The sequence below is a fragment of the Gramella sp. AN32 genome (assembly GCF_023718305.1).
Lineage (GTDB): Bacteria > Bacteroidota > Bacteroidia > Flavobacteriales > Flavobacteriaceae > Christiangramia > Christiangramia antarctica.
Map to the genome: position 1 here is coordinate 119,625 of NZ_QEYO01000010.1, position 16,209 is coordinate 135,833.

The 16,209-nt window shown below is 37.1% G+C and carries 22 protein-coding genes; 3 read left to right on the plus strand and 19 right to left on the minus strand.

The window, feature by feature from the left end; genetic code table 11:
* Positions 1 to 362: 362 nt before the first annotated feature.
* The 8 genes from DHD80_RS12495 to DHD80_RS12530 all read right to left on the minus strand — a co-directional run bounded on the left by DHD80_RS12495 (position 363) and on the right by DHD80_RS12530 (position 6,473).
* Entirely contained in the window at positions 363 to 1,121 is a 759-nt protein-coding gene (locus tag DHD80_RS12495) for an SDR family oxidoreductase (protein WP_251741580.1), read from the minus strand.
* Complete coding sequence (locus DHD80_RS12500) at positions 1,121 to 1,885, minus strand: SDR family oxidoreductase (RefSeq protein WP_251741582.1); 765 nt, start codon at positions 1,883 to 1,885, stop codon at positions 1,121 to 1,123. Before DHD80_RS12500 ends, DHD80_RS12495 begins: the two co-directional genes overlap by 1 nt.
* A gap of 1 nt (position 1,886) precedes the next feature.
* The gene (locus tag DHD80_RS12505; protein WP_251741584.1) at positions 1,887 to 2,252 is read right to left on the minus strand and encodes a cupin domain-containing protein; all 366 of its coding nucleotides are present in this window, start codon (positions 2,250 to 2,252) and stop codon (positions 1,887 to 1,889) included.
* A gap of 60 nt (positions 2,253 to 2,312) precedes the next feature.
* Positions 2,313 to 3,221, minus strand: a complete 909-nt coding sequence (locus tag DHD80_RS12510) for an EamA family transporter (protein WP_251741586.1) — start codon at positions 3,219 to 3,221, stop codon at positions 2,313 to 2,315.
* A 42-nt stretch (positions 3,222 to 3,263) separates the two neighbouring features.
* Complete coding sequence (locus tag DHD80_RS12515) at positions 3,264 to 3,746, minus strand: peptide-methionine (S)-S-oxide reductase (RefSeq protein ID WP_251741587.1); 483 nt, start codon at positions 3,744 to 3,746, stop codon at positions 3,264 to 3,266.
* Positions 3,747 to 3,862: 116 nt separating this feature from the next.
* Positions 3,863 to 4,948, minus strand: coding sequence for an MBL fold metallo-hydrolase (locus DHD80_RS12520; RefSeq protein WP_251741589.1), 1,086 nt, complete (start codon positions 4,946 to 4,948; stop codon positions 3,863 to 3,865).
* Positions 4,949 to 4,987: 39 nt separating this feature from the next.
* Positions 4,988 to 5,899, minus strand: a complete 912-nt coding sequence (locus tag DHD80_RS12525; protein ID WP_251741591.1) for an oxidoreductase — start codon at positions 5,897 to 5,899, stop codon at positions 4,988 to 4,990.
* Between the two features lie 124 nt (positions 5,900 to 6,023).
* Positions 6,024 to 6,473 carry a PepSY-like domain-containing protein gene (locus DHD80_RS12530; RefSeq protein ID WP_251741593.1) on the minus strand — a complete coding sequence of 150 codons (450 nt, stop codon included), beginning with the start codon at positions 6,471 to 6,473 and terminating at the stop codon, positions 6,024 to 6,026.
* A 162-nt stretch (positions 6,474 to 6,635) separates the two neighbouring features.
* Between DHD80_RS12530 and DHD80_RS12535 the strand changes: the two genes are divergently transcribed.
* Both DHD80_RS12535 and DHD80_RS12540 read left to right on the plus strand, forming a co-directional pair.
* Entirely contained in the window at positions 6,636 to 7,337 is a 702-nt protein-coding gene (locus tag DHD80_RS12535; RefSeq protein ID WP_251741594.1) for a zinc transporter, read from the plus strand.
* A gap of 6 nt (positions 7,338 to 7,343) precedes the next feature.
* Entirely contained in the window at positions 7,344 to 7,796 is a 453-nt protein-coding gene (locus DHD80_RS12540) for a GNAT family N-acetyltransferase (RefSeq protein WP_251741596.1), read from the plus strand.
* 54 nt (positions 7,797 to 7,850) lie between these two features.
* Here the strand turns inward: DHD80_RS12540 and DHD80_RS12545 are convergent, their stop codons facing one another.
* From DHD80_RS12545 to DHD80_RS12595, 11 genes are all read right to left on the minus strand, one after another.
* Entirely contained in the window at positions 7,851 to 9,119 is a 1,269-nt protein-coding gene (locus tag DHD80_RS12545; RefSeq protein ID WP_251741598.1) for an MFS transporter, read from the minus strand.
* A gap of 331 nt (positions 9,120 to 9,450) precedes the next feature.
* The gene (locus DHD80_RS12550) at positions 9,451 to 9,645 is read right to left on the minus strand and encodes a cold shock domain-containing protein (protein WP_251741601.1); all 195 of its coding nucleotides are present in this window, start codon (positions 9,643 to 9,645) and stop codon (positions 9,451 to 9,453) included.
* Positions 9,646 to 9,746: 101 nt separating this feature from the next.
* The gene (locus tag DHD80_RS12555) at positions 9,747 to 9,941 is read right to left on the minus strand and encodes a cold-shock protein (protein WP_251741602.1); all 195 of its coding nucleotides are present in this window, start codon (positions 9,939 to 9,941) and stop codon (positions 9,747 to 9,749) included.
* Positions 9,942 to 10,042: 101 nt separating this feature from the next.
* Positions 10,043 to 10,237, minus strand: a complete 195-nt coding sequence (locus DHD80_RS12560; RefSeq protein WP_251741602.1) for a cold-shock protein — start codon at positions 10,235 to 10,237, stop codon at positions 10,043 to 10,045.
* Between the two features lie 106 nt (positions 10,238 to 10,343).
* Positions 10,344 to 10,538 carry a cold-shock protein gene (locus DHD80_RS12565; protein WP_251741602.1) on the minus strand — a complete coding sequence of 65 codons (195 nt, stop codon included), beginning with the start codon at positions 10,536 to 10,538 and terminating at the stop codon, positions 10,344 to 10,346.
* A gap of 77 nt (positions 10,539 to 10,615) precedes the next feature.
* A complete protein-coding gene (locus DHD80_RS12570; protein ID WP_251741605.1) occupies positions 10,616 to 11,578 on the minus strand; it encodes an acyl-CoA desaturase in 963 nt (320 codons plus the stop codon).
* A 309-nt stretch (positions 11,579 to 11,887) separates the two neighbouring features.
* Entirely contained in the window at positions 11,888 to 12,349 is a 462-nt protein-coding gene (locus tag DHD80_RS12575) for a cold shock domain-containing protein (RefSeq protein ID WP_251741607.1), read from the minus strand.
* Positions 12,350 to 12,567: 218 nt separating this feature from the next.
* A complete protein-coding gene (locus DHD80_RS12580; protein WP_251741609.1) occupies positions 12,568 to 13,434 on the minus strand; it encodes an NAD(P)-dependent oxidoreductase in 867 nt (288 codons plus the stop codon).
* 340 nt (positions 13,435 to 13,774) lie between these two features.
* Complete coding sequence (locus DHD80_RS12585) at positions 13,775 to 13,978, minus strand: dodecin family protein (protein ID WP_251741612.1); 204 nt, start codon at positions 13,976 to 13,978, stop codon at positions 13,775 to 13,777.
* A gap of 84 nt (positions 13,979 to 14,062) precedes the next feature.
* Complete coding sequence (locus tag DHD80_RS12590) at positions 14,063 to 14,674, minus strand: hypothetical protein (RefSeq protein WP_251741615.1); 612 nt, start codon at positions 14,672 to 14,674, stop codon at positions 14,063 to 14,065.
* Positions 14,675 to 14,881: 207 nt separating this feature from the next.
* Positions 14,882 to 15,256, minus strand: a complete 375-nt coding sequence (locus DHD80_RS12595; protein WP_251741618.1) for a VOC family protein — start codon at positions 15,254 to 15,256, stop codon at positions 14,882 to 14,884.
* A gap of 129 nt (positions 15,257 to 15,385) precedes the next feature.
* On the opposite strand from DHD80_RS12595, the gene upp reads away from it, so the two are divergent.
* Positions 15,386 to 16,045 (plus strand): uracil phosphoribosyltransferase, encoded by a 660-nt coding sequence (gene upp / locus DHD80_RS12600; RefSeq protein ID WP_251741619.1) that lies wholly within the window; start codon positions 15,386 to 15,388, stop codon positions 16,043 to 16,045.
* The last annotated feature ends 164 nt before the right edge of the window (positions 16,046 to 16,209 follow it).

Genomic DNA, 16,209 nt, shown 5'->3' on the forward strand with positions numbered 1-16,209 from the left:
CATTGTATGTGTTCAATAATGATAATAATATTAATTAGGGAAATATATGGCACAATATATAATAAACAATAATAATTAAGGTGGTGCTTATGATTATTTTAATAACAAAATACTTGTAGATCAAACACTTAAAGGAATTTGTTTTACGAAAACATGGGATGGTAGTAAAAATAAAACTTTTTATATTTTCTTCTTTCTAACTTAGCTCGTGAAGACTTTTGACTCCTTTACATTTTTGTATATAATTATCTTTTTTAGGGAATACCTTTAGCTTCCCCGCTTACAGTATTGCGTAAAAAGCCATTGGTGATCTTAATATTACTTTGTTAAAAATCATTAATGATTTTTTTTGGTTAAAATCCCTATCGAATATGACTTCCCGCATTGATATCAATCGTAGCTCCGGTGGCGTGATCCATGAGTCCGCTGCACATTAAACCAATAATGGGCGCAAGATCTTTAGGTTGGGTCAATTCATTTAAAGCAATTTCATTCAGGATACGTTCTTCGCCATATTGGGCGATAAATTGTTCGGCCATTTGGGTCCTGGTAAATCCCGGTGAAACGATAAAGGACTTGATATTGTCTTTTCCAAACGATCGTGCTACAGATCGCGCCAAAGAAGTCAACCCGCCTTTGGATGCGGCATATGCCAGATATTCCTCGGTTTCCCCACGAAAGACCGCACGGCTTCCTATATAAATAAACCTGCCGCCATTATTTTCCCTAAAATGATCAATTCCTAATTTTGTGAGTATCCCCACCGAATTCAAATTGATATCCATGGTTTTCTTCCAGGTTTTTAGCCAGTCCTCCGTAGTATTGTTAGTGGAATGTTTTAAGAATACCCCGGCGTTTAAAATGATAGCGTCTAATTTTTCAAATTCTTCGGTTACTTCAGAAAAAAGCCTGAACACATCTTTTTCTTTTTCCAGATCTGCCTGAAAGATTTTTGAACCATGGGCACATTTTTTTGCAAGTCCTTCCGCAGATGCTTTGCTCCGATTATAATGAACAGCCAGGCTTGCACCCATTTCTATCAAAAATTGCGCAAGCCCCTTCCCTATCCCATCTGATGCTCCGGTGAGCAGGATGGTTTTTCCTTTTAGGTCCAGTTCCATTAAAGCAGGTTTTTAATCCACCCCCCATCAACTGCCAGGGAAACCCCGGTAATATAACCTGCACGTTCACTGGCCAGGAAAGTGACGGCGGCAGCGAATTCTTCCGGTTCGGCAAAACGGCCTAAAGGAATTTCAGCTTTTGCTTTTTCAAAATCAGGATTTTTTTCGATAAGGTTTTTGAGTCGGTTAGTTTTGGTATAACCCGGCATCACATTATTTACGGTTATATTGTGGATGCCCATTTCATTAGAAAGTGATTTTACAAGGCCGGCCACTGAAGCCCTTACCGAATTTGACAAAATAAGATTATCTACCGGTTGCTTCACTGCCTGGGAAGTAATCGCAATGATCCTTCCCCATTGTTTTTCTTTCATTCCGGGGAGAAAACTTCGAATTAGGGAAACCGCGCTCCCCAGTAACAAATGATAACTATTATCCCAATCTTCCTGAGAAAGGTTTTCAAATTTAGCCGATTTTGGTCCGCCTGTATTCGTTACCAGAATATCGATCCCTTTATATTTTTCCAGCACAGATTTTACAATCCGGTCCCTATCTTCAGGAATAGAAAGGTCTCCGGCCTCCGCATACACTTTAACCTGACTTATTTCTTCTATTTCAGTTTTGGTTTTTTCGAGTGTAGCGCGATTTCTTCCGTTAATGATCACTTCTACACCTTCCCAGGCCAGTTCTTTAGCAACTGCTTTGCCCAATCCCTCACTGGAGGCTCCAATGAATGCAACTTTACCTTTAAGTCTTAAATCCATACTAAGAATCGTTTCTTAAATACGCATCGGTGCCATCGAGCCAGTCTTCCCGAATGGGCGACCAGGTATCAATTTCTTCAACATCACCTATCATGAGGGCTTCATGCGGAAGATTTGAAGGGATCACTATAATATCCCCCGCGTGAAGCTCTATCACCTCCTCTTTATCTTTACCAAACCAGAAGCGGATGCTTCCCGAAACCACGTTGGTAATCTGTTCATTTATATGACTGTGCAAGGGTACCCTAAAACCATCTTTAAACCTCATTTTCGCGATCATCACCTTTTCACCATGAACAATTTTTCGTTCCATCTTTTCGGTAACCTGTTCACTGGGAACATCATTCCAATTGATTTTTTTCAGCATTTCTTAAATTTAGCATTTCAATTCCCCTAAGATATTAATTATGATAGATAAATTTATACCTTAAACCTTTTTTGCAATTACTTTCGTTTTAGTGCGGTTGATGAAATATACCCCTGTAAGTAGGATAACTGCCGCCAGAATTCCCTGTACGGTAATTAATTCATCTAAAAAATACCAGCCTAAAAACATGGCAATTATAGGGTTCACATAGGTTGAAGTGGCTACTTTTTCCGGAGAGACCCTCTTCAAAAGAAAATTAAAAGAAGTAAAGGCGACAATACTTCCAAAAAGTACCAGGAGGATCATGGAGATTTGCACTTGTGGTTCCCACGAGGTTAATGCGAGCCACTCCTCTCCCAATAACATACTGGCAATTAGAAGAAGGATACCTCCAGAAAGCATCTGGTAGCCTGTATTCACTAAATAGTTTTTGGGTAAATCGGCATTTCCCACGAAGATGCTGGCATACCCCCAACTCATCATGCAGAGGAATATGGTGAGCATTCCCCAAATGGACTGGTTGTCCCCTATCACCTGTTTCTGGCTCACCAGGAGATAAATTCCGGCGATGCCCAGAATAATCCCGATTACAGATTCTTTTTTGATTTTTTTGCCTTGAAGCAGCCACATTAGAAGAAGGATCACCAGGGGTTGGGAGGAAATCTCCAGTGCTGCAAAATTACTGTCTACAAAGCGCAAAGCCCATACAACACCGCCATTACCAATAACAAGAAACAGGACTCCCGCAAAAACGCTATTCAAAAATTGTTTTTTGGTGATTCTTAAAGATTTCCCCAGACCAAGGCTGAGGAGGAATATTAATCCCCCTGCAGTGGTAAAACGAATTCCTGCAAGCATTAATGGTGATAATTGCGAAACGGAAATTTTATTGAGTAAATAAGTAGATCCCCAAATCACATAAATAGAGAAAAATGCGAGGATGATGAGCAGTCTGTCAGATTTCTCCATTTTTGAAGTTTTGAAGCTGCAATATTACATTAAAACTTCTTCTTATTTTAGTAGGGATACAAACTCTTTTTTTAGTAGTTTCAGCTTAGGGGCAATGTATCGCCTACAGAAGGGTTTTGCCGGATCTTGCAGGTAATAATTTTGGATCTCTGCCCTACTCTCCTTGAATTCATGAAACTGGTAAACCTGAGTAATTATTCTCTTTTCGTATGCTAATTGAATTTTATCTAGAATATTCTGCACTTCCATTTTTTGATAAGAACTAAAAACATAAATAGCCGACCTGTATTTAACCCGCATGCTATGGTCACTAAAACTCTCATGCGTTTTTAAATGAACATTGATAAGATCCAACAATGAAATTTCTGAAGGATCAAATTCCAATAAAATTGCTTCAGAAAAATCTAAATTTTCTGACGCATTGATATATCCCTGTTGCACCTTAAAAACTCCTTTTAAAGATTGAAAAACGGCTTCGGTACACCAATGACATCCACCACCTAACCCAATTTTTTTCAAAGCCATAATAATTTTAAACCTTTTATTCCGGCACTTGTTATTACATGATCATTATCATTCGAACGTCACGTATCCAAGTTTTTATCAATTTTAAAAATGGGCCAGGTTAAAATACTTAAATTTCACCACCATTTTTGAACTTTCGCAGGCTCCTTAATGATGATCTTTTCACCAATTTTTGGAGTAACAACTTTCAGGTTCAACTCTTTAGCCTTCTCCAGAAACCTCACCACAGGATCTGTCCAGGGATGCAATGCCAATTTGAAGGCTGCCCAATGAATAGGCATGGCCACCCGGGCATTTACATCTTTTGCAGCCTGTGCACTTTCTTCCGGCATCATATGAATTTCTTTCCAATGTTTATTATACTGGCCACATTCAATCATCGCAAAATCGAAAGGACCATAGGTTGCACCAATTTGTTTAAAATGGTCGCCATATCCGGAATCACCACTGAAATATATATTATCGGTTTTTCCCTGAATGATCCATGAAGCCCATAACGTATTATCGCGATCCCCAAAACCTCGCCCGGAAAAATGCTGGGCAGGCGCGGCAATAATTTTAAGGTCTTTAAAGCTTGTCGTATCCCACCAGTCCATTTCAGTAATCTGGTCTTCCGGAACTTCCCAGGCTTTCAAATGCGCGCCCAAACCAAGTGGGACATAAAAATGGGCTACTTTATCTTTTATTTTTTTAATGGAACCATAGTCAAGATGATCATAATGGTCATGAGAAAATAGTACCGCGTCTATTTTAGGAAGTTGTTGAATTTCAATAGGTAACCCATCTGAAAATCTTTTCGTACCTAACCAGGGATGCGGCGAAGGCACATCCCCAAACATAGGATCTATCAAAATATTTTTAGCATCTATCTGAAGTAGAAATGCAGAATGGCCAAACCATACCAATCTCGCTGGTCCCGCATAATTATTTATTTCGGCAGCATCATTCCTAACAATGGGCATTGAATTTTCAGGGACGGTATTTTCCTGCGGATTGAAATAAGCTTTGGCAATTTTTGTCATTTTGGAAAAACTCATCTCCATCCTGACGTTACCGGGATTATGAAATTTCCCTTCTGAATATTGTGAAGAGGCTTTAAAGGTTTCTTCTTGATCATCTGAAATTTTTCCTCCAAATTCCGGGCTTAATTGCATAAAAAGGAATACACCAATGATGGTGATTACAATAAAAACTAATAGCATTTTTAAAATTTTGGAGAGTACTTTACGCATTTTCGAAATCTAAACAGAAAATTTTGTTTGGGTCATTTTTTCTGATAGGTTCCATAATTCGTCAGCAATTTTTTCATCATAAGAATAAGGACTGGAACCAACAACCCCCGGTTTGCCTTTCATTCCTTTAAAACCTGTTGGCCCGATATATTCACCACCTTTCAAAGATGGATGGGTAGCAGCTATAATTTCAGGCCTGGCCCCTTTTTCCGCAGAATGCGAGATGAAAAATGTAAATGGTTTAAGGATAAAAGTTAGGAACCCAGGAATATACCGGAATAATTCCGTGTCTGAAATTCCGGGATGAGCCGCAAGTGATTTTATTTTTAAATTACTTTTTTCAATTCTACGTTGCAATTCGTAGGCAAACATTAAACAGGCTAATTTACTTTGCCCATAAGCTTTGCTCCTGGAATATTTCTTTTCCCAATTTATATCCTCAAAATTTATCTGTGCATTTTTATGCGCAATACTGCTCAAGCTTACGATCCTTGAATTTCCTGACTTTTTTAGTAAAGGAAATAACTTTTGGGTCAATAGAAAATGACCTAAATAATTTACCCCAAACTGACTTTCAAATCCATCCTCAGTTTTTTGATATGGGGGGATCATAAGCCCGGCATTGTTCACTAAAACGTCTAGTCTTTCATGATTCTCTATAAATTTTTCTGTAAAAGCTTTTACGGAATTTAAACTTGAAAGATCTAATTCCATGATCTCGATTTGGGCCTTTCTATTTTTCCGGGTAATAGATTCCCGCGCAGTCCTAGCTTTCTTCAAATTTCTACAGGCCATAACTACCACCATATTTTTCTTTACAAGAAATTTTGTGGTTTCATATCCCAGACCTGTATTAGCCCCGGTTATGATGGCAATTTTACCTGATTGATCCTGAATATCATCAATAGATAAGTTTTTCATTTGTTTGATTTTTGTAGAGTCTTAAAAAAGAAAATTGAATTCTCAAATGGTATTTAAGAATTCAATTTTAATATAAACCTTCTAATTAGGTAAAATCTGTAAATTAATAATAATCAGACAGGTGCTAATTTAATTTCTTTCCTTCTTTATTCATTTCAACATCCATATTTTTACCTTTCTGTTTAAATTCAATATCAAAAAATTCTCCTTTTTTCGCGTTTATCACATGTTCAATTTCTGTGATTTCCCGGTCTGCATAATTTTTATCTATGGAATCCTGCACCACTTGTGGAAGGTCTTCTTTCTTTATACTATTTTCAGTTTCCACCCAGGTTCCATCAGCATTAAAATCAGCACGGTATTTTTCCCCATCAATTTTAAAATGTGATTCCCAATAACCATGATCATCCTGTTGCCAGTCCGGATCGTTCTCCCCCGGATATTTTTTTTGAAAAGCAGCCACTACAGCTTCCGGAACACCGCTTTTTTCTGTTTTTTCCTCATCTTTTTTCTCCTGGCAGCTTAAAATACCAAGCGTAAGAATACTAAGAGTTAATAACGTAAGCTTTCTCATAATGAATATTTTAAGTAAATGTAATCCTGCATATAAATTAATTGGGTCAATAAAATCATAAATTATGTTTATAAAACATTAAGGTTTCCCAAATTGCCACTATTATTATTAAGTAAATTAGGTTTTATTTATTCATCTCTTCATGAAATAATACATTTATAAATGCTCACAACCATCTTAGTCATTGCAGTAGTGTCGGGCGCTTTAATCGCAGGTGCGGCCTGGGGAATCTATGGGAACTTACCCAAAAAAGTAGAGGGTTTTCTAGTGGCTTTTGCCGGAGGAGCTCTAATGGTTTCCGCCATATTAGAATTGATTGATCCCGCAGCGGCAAGATCTCCCATGCCCTGGGTACTTTTCTTTGTCTTTGTAGGTGCAGCTGTTTTTTGTGTTTTAGACTATTTTGTAAAACAAAAATGGGGGAATAATAATGGAGCTGGTTTACTAGCCGCTATTACCCTTGACGGAATTCCTGAAAACCTGGCTTTGGGTGTGGCTTTAATTGGGGCTGAACCCATAGCCGTAGCTGCCCTCAGCGGATCTATTTTACTCTCTAATTTACCTGAAGCAGCTGGCGGGGCAAAAGAAATGAGTAAAAATGATAAAGGCAATAAGAAAATTATGGGACTATGGATTGGAACTGCAATTATTTTATCGCTGGCAGCACTTGCAGGGAACCTTTTATTAAAAAATGCTGCTGATGAAACCCTGGATTATATTCGTTGTTTTGCAGCAGGAGCTGTGATTGCTTCCCTGGCAATTGAAGTATTTCCCAAGGCTTATAAAGAAGATTATTATTGGGCGGGCATTGCCACGGCTCTTGGTGTAATTGCTGCTATTTATTTAAATTCCCTGGGCAACTAAAATTTGATGATAGACCTTCAAAAGACAAATTCTAAAAATCCCGATTTTGGTAAACTTATCGTGAAACTGGACGAATATCTTGCGGTTTGCGATGGTGATGAACATTCTTTTTATGACAGTCATAATAAACTTGACCTTATAAATCATGTAATTGTAATGTATGAAGATAAGATCCCTGTTGGTTGTGGAGCTTTGAAAGAATTTAAAGGTGGAACTATGGAAGTAAAAAGGATGTTCGTGGATTCAGCTTATAGAAAGAAAGGTTATGCCGGACTGATCCTAAGGGAACTGGAAAAGTGGGCTTTGGAAATGGGATATTCAGCCTGTGTCCTGGAAACCGGAAAGCGTCAAATTGAAGCGGTTGGTTTTTATAAAAAGAACGGATATTATTTAATCGAAAAATATCCACCCTATGAAGGGATGGAAAATAGTATTTGTTTTAAAAAAGATCTTATTTAATCTAAATAATTCGCCGATGCTTTTTCGTCGGGAATAGCCGGTTTAAGAAATTTTTTAATCTTCCCTTTCATGTTCTTCTATATCTTTTCTCAGATCTAGTTTTCTAAATTTAGGAAAAGCCGCACCCATTCCCAAAACCGTGATCAAAGTCATACTTCCACCAAATACCACGGCAGAAACTGTTCCCATGAGCTTTGCGGTGAGCCCACTCTCGAAAGCTCCAAGTTCATTGGAAGATCCCACAAACATAGAATTTACTGAAGATACCCGGCCACGCATATGATCTGGAGTTTTAAGCTGAAGGATCGTTTGCCTAATTACCATGGAAACTCCATCTGTAGCACCACTTAAGAATAATGCGATTACGGAAATCCAGAATATCTCAGATAATCCAAATGCGATGATACAAAGTCCGAAACCAAAGATCGCCGCAAGTAATTTCATTCCGGCATTTTTATTAAGCGGGTAATATGCGGAAGTGAACAGGATCAAAACTGCGCCAACTGCCGGTGCCGCCCTTAAAATACCAAAACCTTCCGGCCCTACTTTCAAAATATCCTGAGCGAAAATTGGCAAAAGCGCTACTGCACCTCCAAATAAAACAGCGATCATATCCAGGGCAATAGCTCCAAAGATAATTTTAGAATTCCACACAAACTTCACCCCCTCCTTTAAACTTCTCATCACAGGTTCCCCAATCTTAGGATTAAGTATTGGTTTTTTAGAAATTTGAGTGAGCCCCAATAAAGCAAGGAGGGCAAAGCCGAAAATCAATAACATAGACCAGTGCACTCCTATCCAGTGTATACTTAATCCTGCAAGAGCCGGCCCCAATACCGACCCCATTTGCCATACAGAACTATTCCAGGTAGCGGCATTTGGATAGATCTTTTTTGGAACGATCAAAGCAAATAAAGAAAAATTGGTGGGGCCTAGAAAGGCACGTACAATTCCTCCTAAAAAAATTAAAAAATAAATGGAGTATAGAATAGTGTTTTGAGAAAATCCGGCTACGATACGGGGCCAGGTTAACATAAATAAACCAATACTTATTACTGAGAACCCCAGGAGACATTTTAATAATAATCCTTTTTTCTCTTTTTGATCTACAATATGGCCGGCGAATAACGCCAGGGACACTGCAGGAATAACTTCCATTAACCCTATCATCCCTAACGAAAATGGATCTTTGGTTAAGTTGTACACCTCCCACTCGATCACAATGAATTGCATGGTCCTGGCAAAAACAAATGCGAATCTCACTAAAAGGAATGTTCTAAATTCTCCGTATTTCAGAGCTGCATAGGGGTCATTTTTTGCCATCTAATTTAGATCGAAGGGTAGGTTTAAAATCATTGCAAGATTAAGAAATTAATTATAATGTCATCAAAATTATAAAGAACTTTGCATTAGATGGGGATGAGTTTGCTATATATGAGAGCTTATATGGGTTTCAGATCTTAACTATTAGGGAAGTATTTGAAGCTGAAAGGCATGTTAAGGCGTTGCGCCGAAATATTCTAGTAACGCCCTCAAAATTCAGTCGGGGTCTCTCCAAACTACTACTAATGATCTTCAGAAAAATACCTGCATAAAAAAAGCCACCCTTAAAAGGATGGCTTTTCATTAATGAGGTGTTGACCTAATTAATTACTTAGTCAATTAGTTCAACGTTTATAGCGTTTAAACCTTTCTTACCTTGTTCTGTTTCAAATCTAACCATATCGTTTTCACGAATATCATCGATTAGACCGCTTTGATGAACAAAGATATCTTCATTCGATTCATCAGAATTAATAAAACCAAATCCTTTGGAATTATTGAAAAACTTTACTTTACCTTCTTGCATTACTTTACTTATTAATTGTTTAATGTGCCGTTCTAATTTGAGATCACACGGCCATGATCCTATTAATTATTGTTTGATCCCAATCTGAAACCAGAAAATAATTAGTCAATAACTTCAACGTTAACAGCGTTAAGACCTTTTTTGCCTTGTTCTGTTTCAAATTGTACTCTGTCGTCTTCACGAATTTCGTCAATTAAACCACTTGAGTGTACAAAGATGTCTTCGTTAGAATCATCTGCTTTAATAAAACCAAATCCTTTGGTGCTATTGAAAAACTTTACTTTACCTTCTTGCATTACTTTACTTATTAATTGTTTAATGTGCCGTTCTAATTTGAGATCACACGGCCATGATCCTATTAATTATTGTTTGGTCCCAATCTGAAACCAGAAAATAATTAGTCAATAACTTCAACGTTAACAGCGTTAAGACCTTTCTTTCCCTGTTCTGTTTCAAATTGTACTCTGTCGTCTTCACGAATTTCGTCAATTAGACCACTTGAGTGTACAAAGATGTCTTCGTTTGAATCATCTGCTTTAATAAAACCAAATCCTTTGGTACTATTAAAAAACTTTACTTTACCTTCTTGCATTACTTTACTTATTAATTGTTACTATATTTTGCCGTTCTAATTTAAGATCACACGACAAGTGATCATGATAATTATTGGTTGGCCCCAATCCGGAACCAGAAAATAATTAGTCAATAACTTCAACGTTAACAGCGTTAAGACCTTTCTTTCCCTGTTCTGTTTCAAATTGTACTCTGTCGTCTTCACGAATTTCATCAATTAGACCACTTGAGTGTACGAAGATGTCTTCGTTTGAATCATCAGCTTTAATAAAACCAAATCCTTTGGTACTATTGAAAAACTTTACTTTACCTTCTTGCATTACTTTACTTATTAATTGTTACTATAATTTTGCCATGTTCGTTTCAAGATTGTATGGCTTCCAATCTATACTATATACTAACCTGTTTTAAGGTTATCCATTCTCCCTAACTGCCGTAGCATTTTAAAATGTTCGCCAACTGCAGATAGGAAACTGTGTTTATTATGATATGGCAAACCATACTCTTTAGCGGTTTGCGCAACTATATGTGAAATCTTTCGATAATGCACATGACAGATATTTGGTAATAAATGATGTTCAATTTGATAATTGAGCCCTCCAATAAACCAGCTAAAAAGTCGGCTTTTTGGAGAAAAATTACTTGTGGTCATCAATTGATGTGATGCCCAGTCACCTTCCACTATCCCATTATGATCTGGTAAAGGATACTCCGTCGTAGGCACTATATGAGCCAGTTGAAAAACCGTGGTGATCATTAAGCCCGTTATAAAATGCATGGATATAAAAGCCAGGATTACGATCCAGGCTGCCAATGGCACCATGATTATAGGAAGTACCAATACAAAGGTAAAAGAAACAATCTTCCAAATAATGGCTTTGATCAATTGTGAATTAAAACCTTTCTCCCCCTTAAAAAATCCAAGTTTTCTATATCTGGCCATTCTTACAAAATCTTTTACGGTTACCCACGAAACTGTAGATAGGCCATAAAAGAACCAGGAATAAATATGCTGAAATTTATGAACCTTATATCGCTTTGTGTGCGGTGTAAACCTCAAGAAAAAGGGAGGATTAATATCATCATCAGCTTCCTCAATATTAGTAAACGTATGATGTAAAACATTATGTTGAATCTTCCATACACTTGCGTTAGCACCAATTAAATTCAGCGAATACCCAAGATATTGATTGATCTTCTGATTTTTAGAATAAGAATTATGAATGGCATCGTGCATGATGCCCATTCCAATCCCTGCCATCCCAAAACCACTAATGATATATAAAGTAAACAATAAGCCTACGCTTGCAACGATACCCGTATTGATAATAACCAAAGGCACTATGAATACACATAACATTAAAACCGTTTTAATAACCATGCTGGAATTAGCATGCTTACTAATATTGTTCGTCTTAAAATAGGAGTTTACTCTGGATCTAAGAGTTTTGGAAAAATCAGACGCTCGTTTCTGAGCAAATTTTGGATTATTGATACTGGTAACTTTTACTTTTTACTAAATTGAATACTTAGAGAACTAACTTAATTAATAGAAATAATTATTTAAGTGAAGACATCTGTACTATTCTAATGCTGCAAATCTAATTCATTTAATTGGTTAACTTCCCAATTATCTCATAAATTATATTGCTTAATTTTCTGATTATTACTATTCTATCACTTTAACACGAACTGCATTCAGTCCTTTCATCCCCTGTTCCAGTTCAAAACTCACCTTATCATTTTCATCAATCTCATCGATAAGTCCGCTAACGTGAACAAAGTATTTCTCTTGGGTAAGACTTCCAATAATGAAGCCAAAACCTTTAGAATGATCAAAGAAAGATACTTTTCCTTCAGTATCGGTGATAATTTCCTCCTCATCCCGATCCTCTTTCTTGGGAATTGCGATCTCGATATCTTCGATTTCTATTTCTACTTTTTGAGATGGGTCTGGCGGAGTGTCAGTTAAATTTCCATCTGCATCTACATACACGAGCATGTCTTCAAAAGATCCACCTTTATTGGAGTTTTCTTTTCGTTCAACACGTTTCGCCTCTTTTTCTTTACGTTTCTTAAGCTTCTTCTTTTCTTTTTCGCGTTTGTTTTGGGTTTGTCCGGATCTTGCCATTCACTATAAATTAATTACTAATCGTTTTTAAATTCTAATGCTTTGCACCACCAAACGAATACCAAAAATTTAATGTGTAAAATTATCTTTTGAAGGAATTATTCAGAGAGAGCAATGGCCTATATGACCTGCACCAAAATTTTTACAAAGATAGTTTAAGGAATCCGATAATAAAAACTGGAATTCTTCTGGTTTAGTTAAATTAATTCCGAAAAGTCTTAATTCTTATCATTCAGGAATTTAAATACCGCCGTAAAGTCAAGATCTGCCATATTTTTATGTTTGGCAAGTCCATAAACTTCCTTTGCTGCGCTGGTTAATGGTGTTGGAATGCCTAATTCGTATCCGGTTTCAGTAAACAAATGAAGATCTTTCTGCAAATGTTTGAGGGGAAAATTTGGTTCATAATCATTATTGTCAATCCTGCTTCTATAAATATTGATTATGGGCGCGGTTACCGGTGTTTTTAACAGAACATCCATGCACGTCTTTTTATCCAGGCCCATAGCCATTCCCAGGTTCACACTTTCAGAAAAGGCCAAAATACTTTGACCTAATAATTGGTTGATCATAATTTTCATGGCAGAACCTTTCCCCGCCGCGCCCATATGAACAGCGTCTTTGCCCATTTTATCAAATAACGACCTTACGCTATCTAAATCTTTCTTCTCCCCTCCTACCAGGAATAACAATTCAGCCTCAGCCGCAGGTTGTTTTGACCCGGAAACAGGAGCATCCATAAATCTAATATTATTCTCTTTCGCGATACTTGCCATTCTTTCGCTGAAAGAAGGATTTACAGTACTTGAATCTATCCATAAACTATTTTCATTCATGGCATTTAAAAAACCCTTTGGCCCGCAGGCTAGTTCTTCAACTGCGCCCGGGTTTTCTAACATGGTAAATAAAACATCCACATTTTTTCCTGCTTCAAATGGCGATCCAGCCCAGGTGGCACCATTTTCCAGAAGTCTATCTGCCTTGCTTTTTGTCCTGTTATATACTTTTAACTGATAGCCACCTTTCTGAAGATTTTCCGCCATACGGCTTCCCATAATTCCTAAACCTATAAATCCAATTTTCATAAAACGTTTTTTCAAATTTAGGCGTAAGATATGTACACTGCAAGTTTGCAGATAACCTAATTGAGGAGTGAGTAGCTATAAAATTTAATCTTTAATATAAAATTTCTTAAACCAACTATCCCCGAAGCAAAGCGTAGGGGTACCAGCCTGCCGGCTGGCAGGTTTTACTGGTTTTATTTTGGCCTCTGGGCTAAAACCGAAATTTTATATTTCCCCTCACCCAGAACTGCGAAAAAGCAGTTCCGACCTCTCCCGAGGGAGAGGTGAAGAGGAAACCCCGACGCAAAAGCATCGGGGAATTATTTAGATTAAAAAACCAGGTAGAACCTGGTTTCGTGATTTATGCATTTATTTCGAAAGAAATCTTTGCATTTACTGCATAAGAGGTAATTTCATTGTTTTCTACTCTGGCTTTCATTTCCTTAATATAAACAGACTTGATATTCTTTACTGTTTTCGCAGCTTCTTTAACTGCATTTTTAGTAGCTTCCTCGAAACTCTTAGGAGATGTTGCAAGTACTTCAATAATTTTTACAATAGACATAATCTGAAATTTTAATTTATAAACCTCAAATTACAAGAACTGTAGGTTTTACTCGAATGATTAACAAAAGATTAGACTGTAAATTTAATTTTTTACTACGATCAATTCAGCTTTTGCGCCGGTAAGAAGGTTCCATTCCTTTTTGGCCAGTTGTTCGCCTTTATCACTTAAAACCCGAAGTTCAGCAGTGTTAGGGCCTGAAGTTCCCTGATTTAATGCCACAAATTGGATACTGTTAAAACCATCCTGAAGCGTAACAAGGATAGGTCTAAAACCTGCACTGAGGCTAATCGATTTTTCAACTAAAACACCATTCACGAAAACCTGGATCCGGTCTCCATCTACATACTCATGATCCCGGCAATATACTTCCACAAATTTTCCTTCAGTAACCACATTTCCCAAACTCTGGTCTTTTCTGAACTCTTCCCGCGCTTCCTTGTCTTTGGTCCATTTTTCTTTGATCACATCACCGGCCGTCATTAATCCATTCGGATTTTCCCGAAGATCGATCGTTTTGGGCTTCTCTTTTAAAAAGCGACTTTCTTTAGTGTTCTCTTCCGCTCTAATCGGGAAACCGGTTTTATTGGTTTCTTCAGCCTTAATAATACGTCCCGTATTAGTAGTGCGTGGAATTTCCTGTGCAAAGACACCAACAGTAAAGCCTAAAAAGAGAAGAAATAAATAATTTTTCATGATGCTTAATTTCATTTCTAGACAATCAAATACTTAGCCAAAGAAATACAATGATATTATATGACAAATTTAAGCTATAAAAATTAATTGAATGATTCCTCTTTATGAACGGAATATTAGAAGATATTTATCTTTTTTTCAGCTTATTTTAATCTAAATAATTCCCCGACGGCTTGTCTCGGGAAATAGTCGACTTCAAAGAAAATTTTATTTCTTTTCTATGATGGAAAGAATATTCCCTGCAGGATCTTTAAACCACGCAATGTTCGGACCTTTTTCAGACCGGCTGATTCCTTTATGATCCGTTTTAATTTCGCCTTTATATTGTTCAAAGAATAAGCCTTTATCAATTAGGCTATCTACTGTAGCCTCAATATTTTCAACTAAGAAATTGAGCACTGTAAATGTCGCCGGATGATGATCTGGTTTTGGGTAAATAATGAAATGTTGTTCCCCTACTGATAAATCTAAAATCCCCATTGAATTTAATTCACATTTCAGATTCAACGTATCACGATAAAATTTTCTCGCTTCCTGAATATCATTGGTAGAAAAACTACCAAATGCCTCCCCTATTTTCATATCCTTCTCATTTTAAGTTTAATACTATTAAATTTAGAAAATTTACTTGAACCTCATTTAGTAAATAGTATAATATTCCCTAAAGATGCGCTAATAATATTGGCTATATTTATCTTCTAACTTCCAATAATGAAAGTGCACCATCTAATTAAAGAAAACTCTATAGCTTCCAAATTTGTATCTCAACTTCGGGATATTGATATCCAGAAGGATAGGTTAAGGTTTAGAAAGAATATGGAAAGGCTGGGTGAAATTCTAGCCTATGAAATGAGCAAGCACCTGGATTTTGAAAATAAAATAATAGAAACTCCCTTAGGTAAAGCCAAACATTTTCTACCGAAGGACGAAATTGTTATTTGTTCTATATTAAGGGCTGGTCTTACCCTGCACCAGGGGATTTTAAATTATTTTGATGATGCCGATAACTCCTTTATATCAGCCTACAGGCATCATCCTGAAAATGACGAAAATTTTGAGATCCTTGTTGAATATCTGGCTTCGCCCAGTTTAGAAGGTAAAACTTTAATTTTAGCCGATCCTATGCTGGCTACAGGAAGTTCTTTTATAAATGTGCTAAAGGCATTGAAAACTATGGGCGTCCCAGCTAAAATTTATGTGCTCTCCGTCATAGGTTCTCGCAAGGGAATTGAAAATTTAGAAAAAGTATTTCCAGAAAATTCAGAATTGTGGATAGCCAGTATAGATGAAGATTTGGATTCCCGGGGGTATATTGTTCCGGGACTTGGCGACGCCGGTGATCTATGCTTTGGAAGTAAATTGCAACAATAAAAATTTCTTAAAACCGAAATTTTATATTTCCCCTCACCCAGTCCCGAAAGCTTTCGGGAGCAAAAAAGCAGTTCCGACCTTTGCATTCCTCTCGCTTCACTCGTCGGATGCATGAGGAGAGGTAAAGAGGAAACCCCGATGCAAAAGCATCGGGGAATTATTTA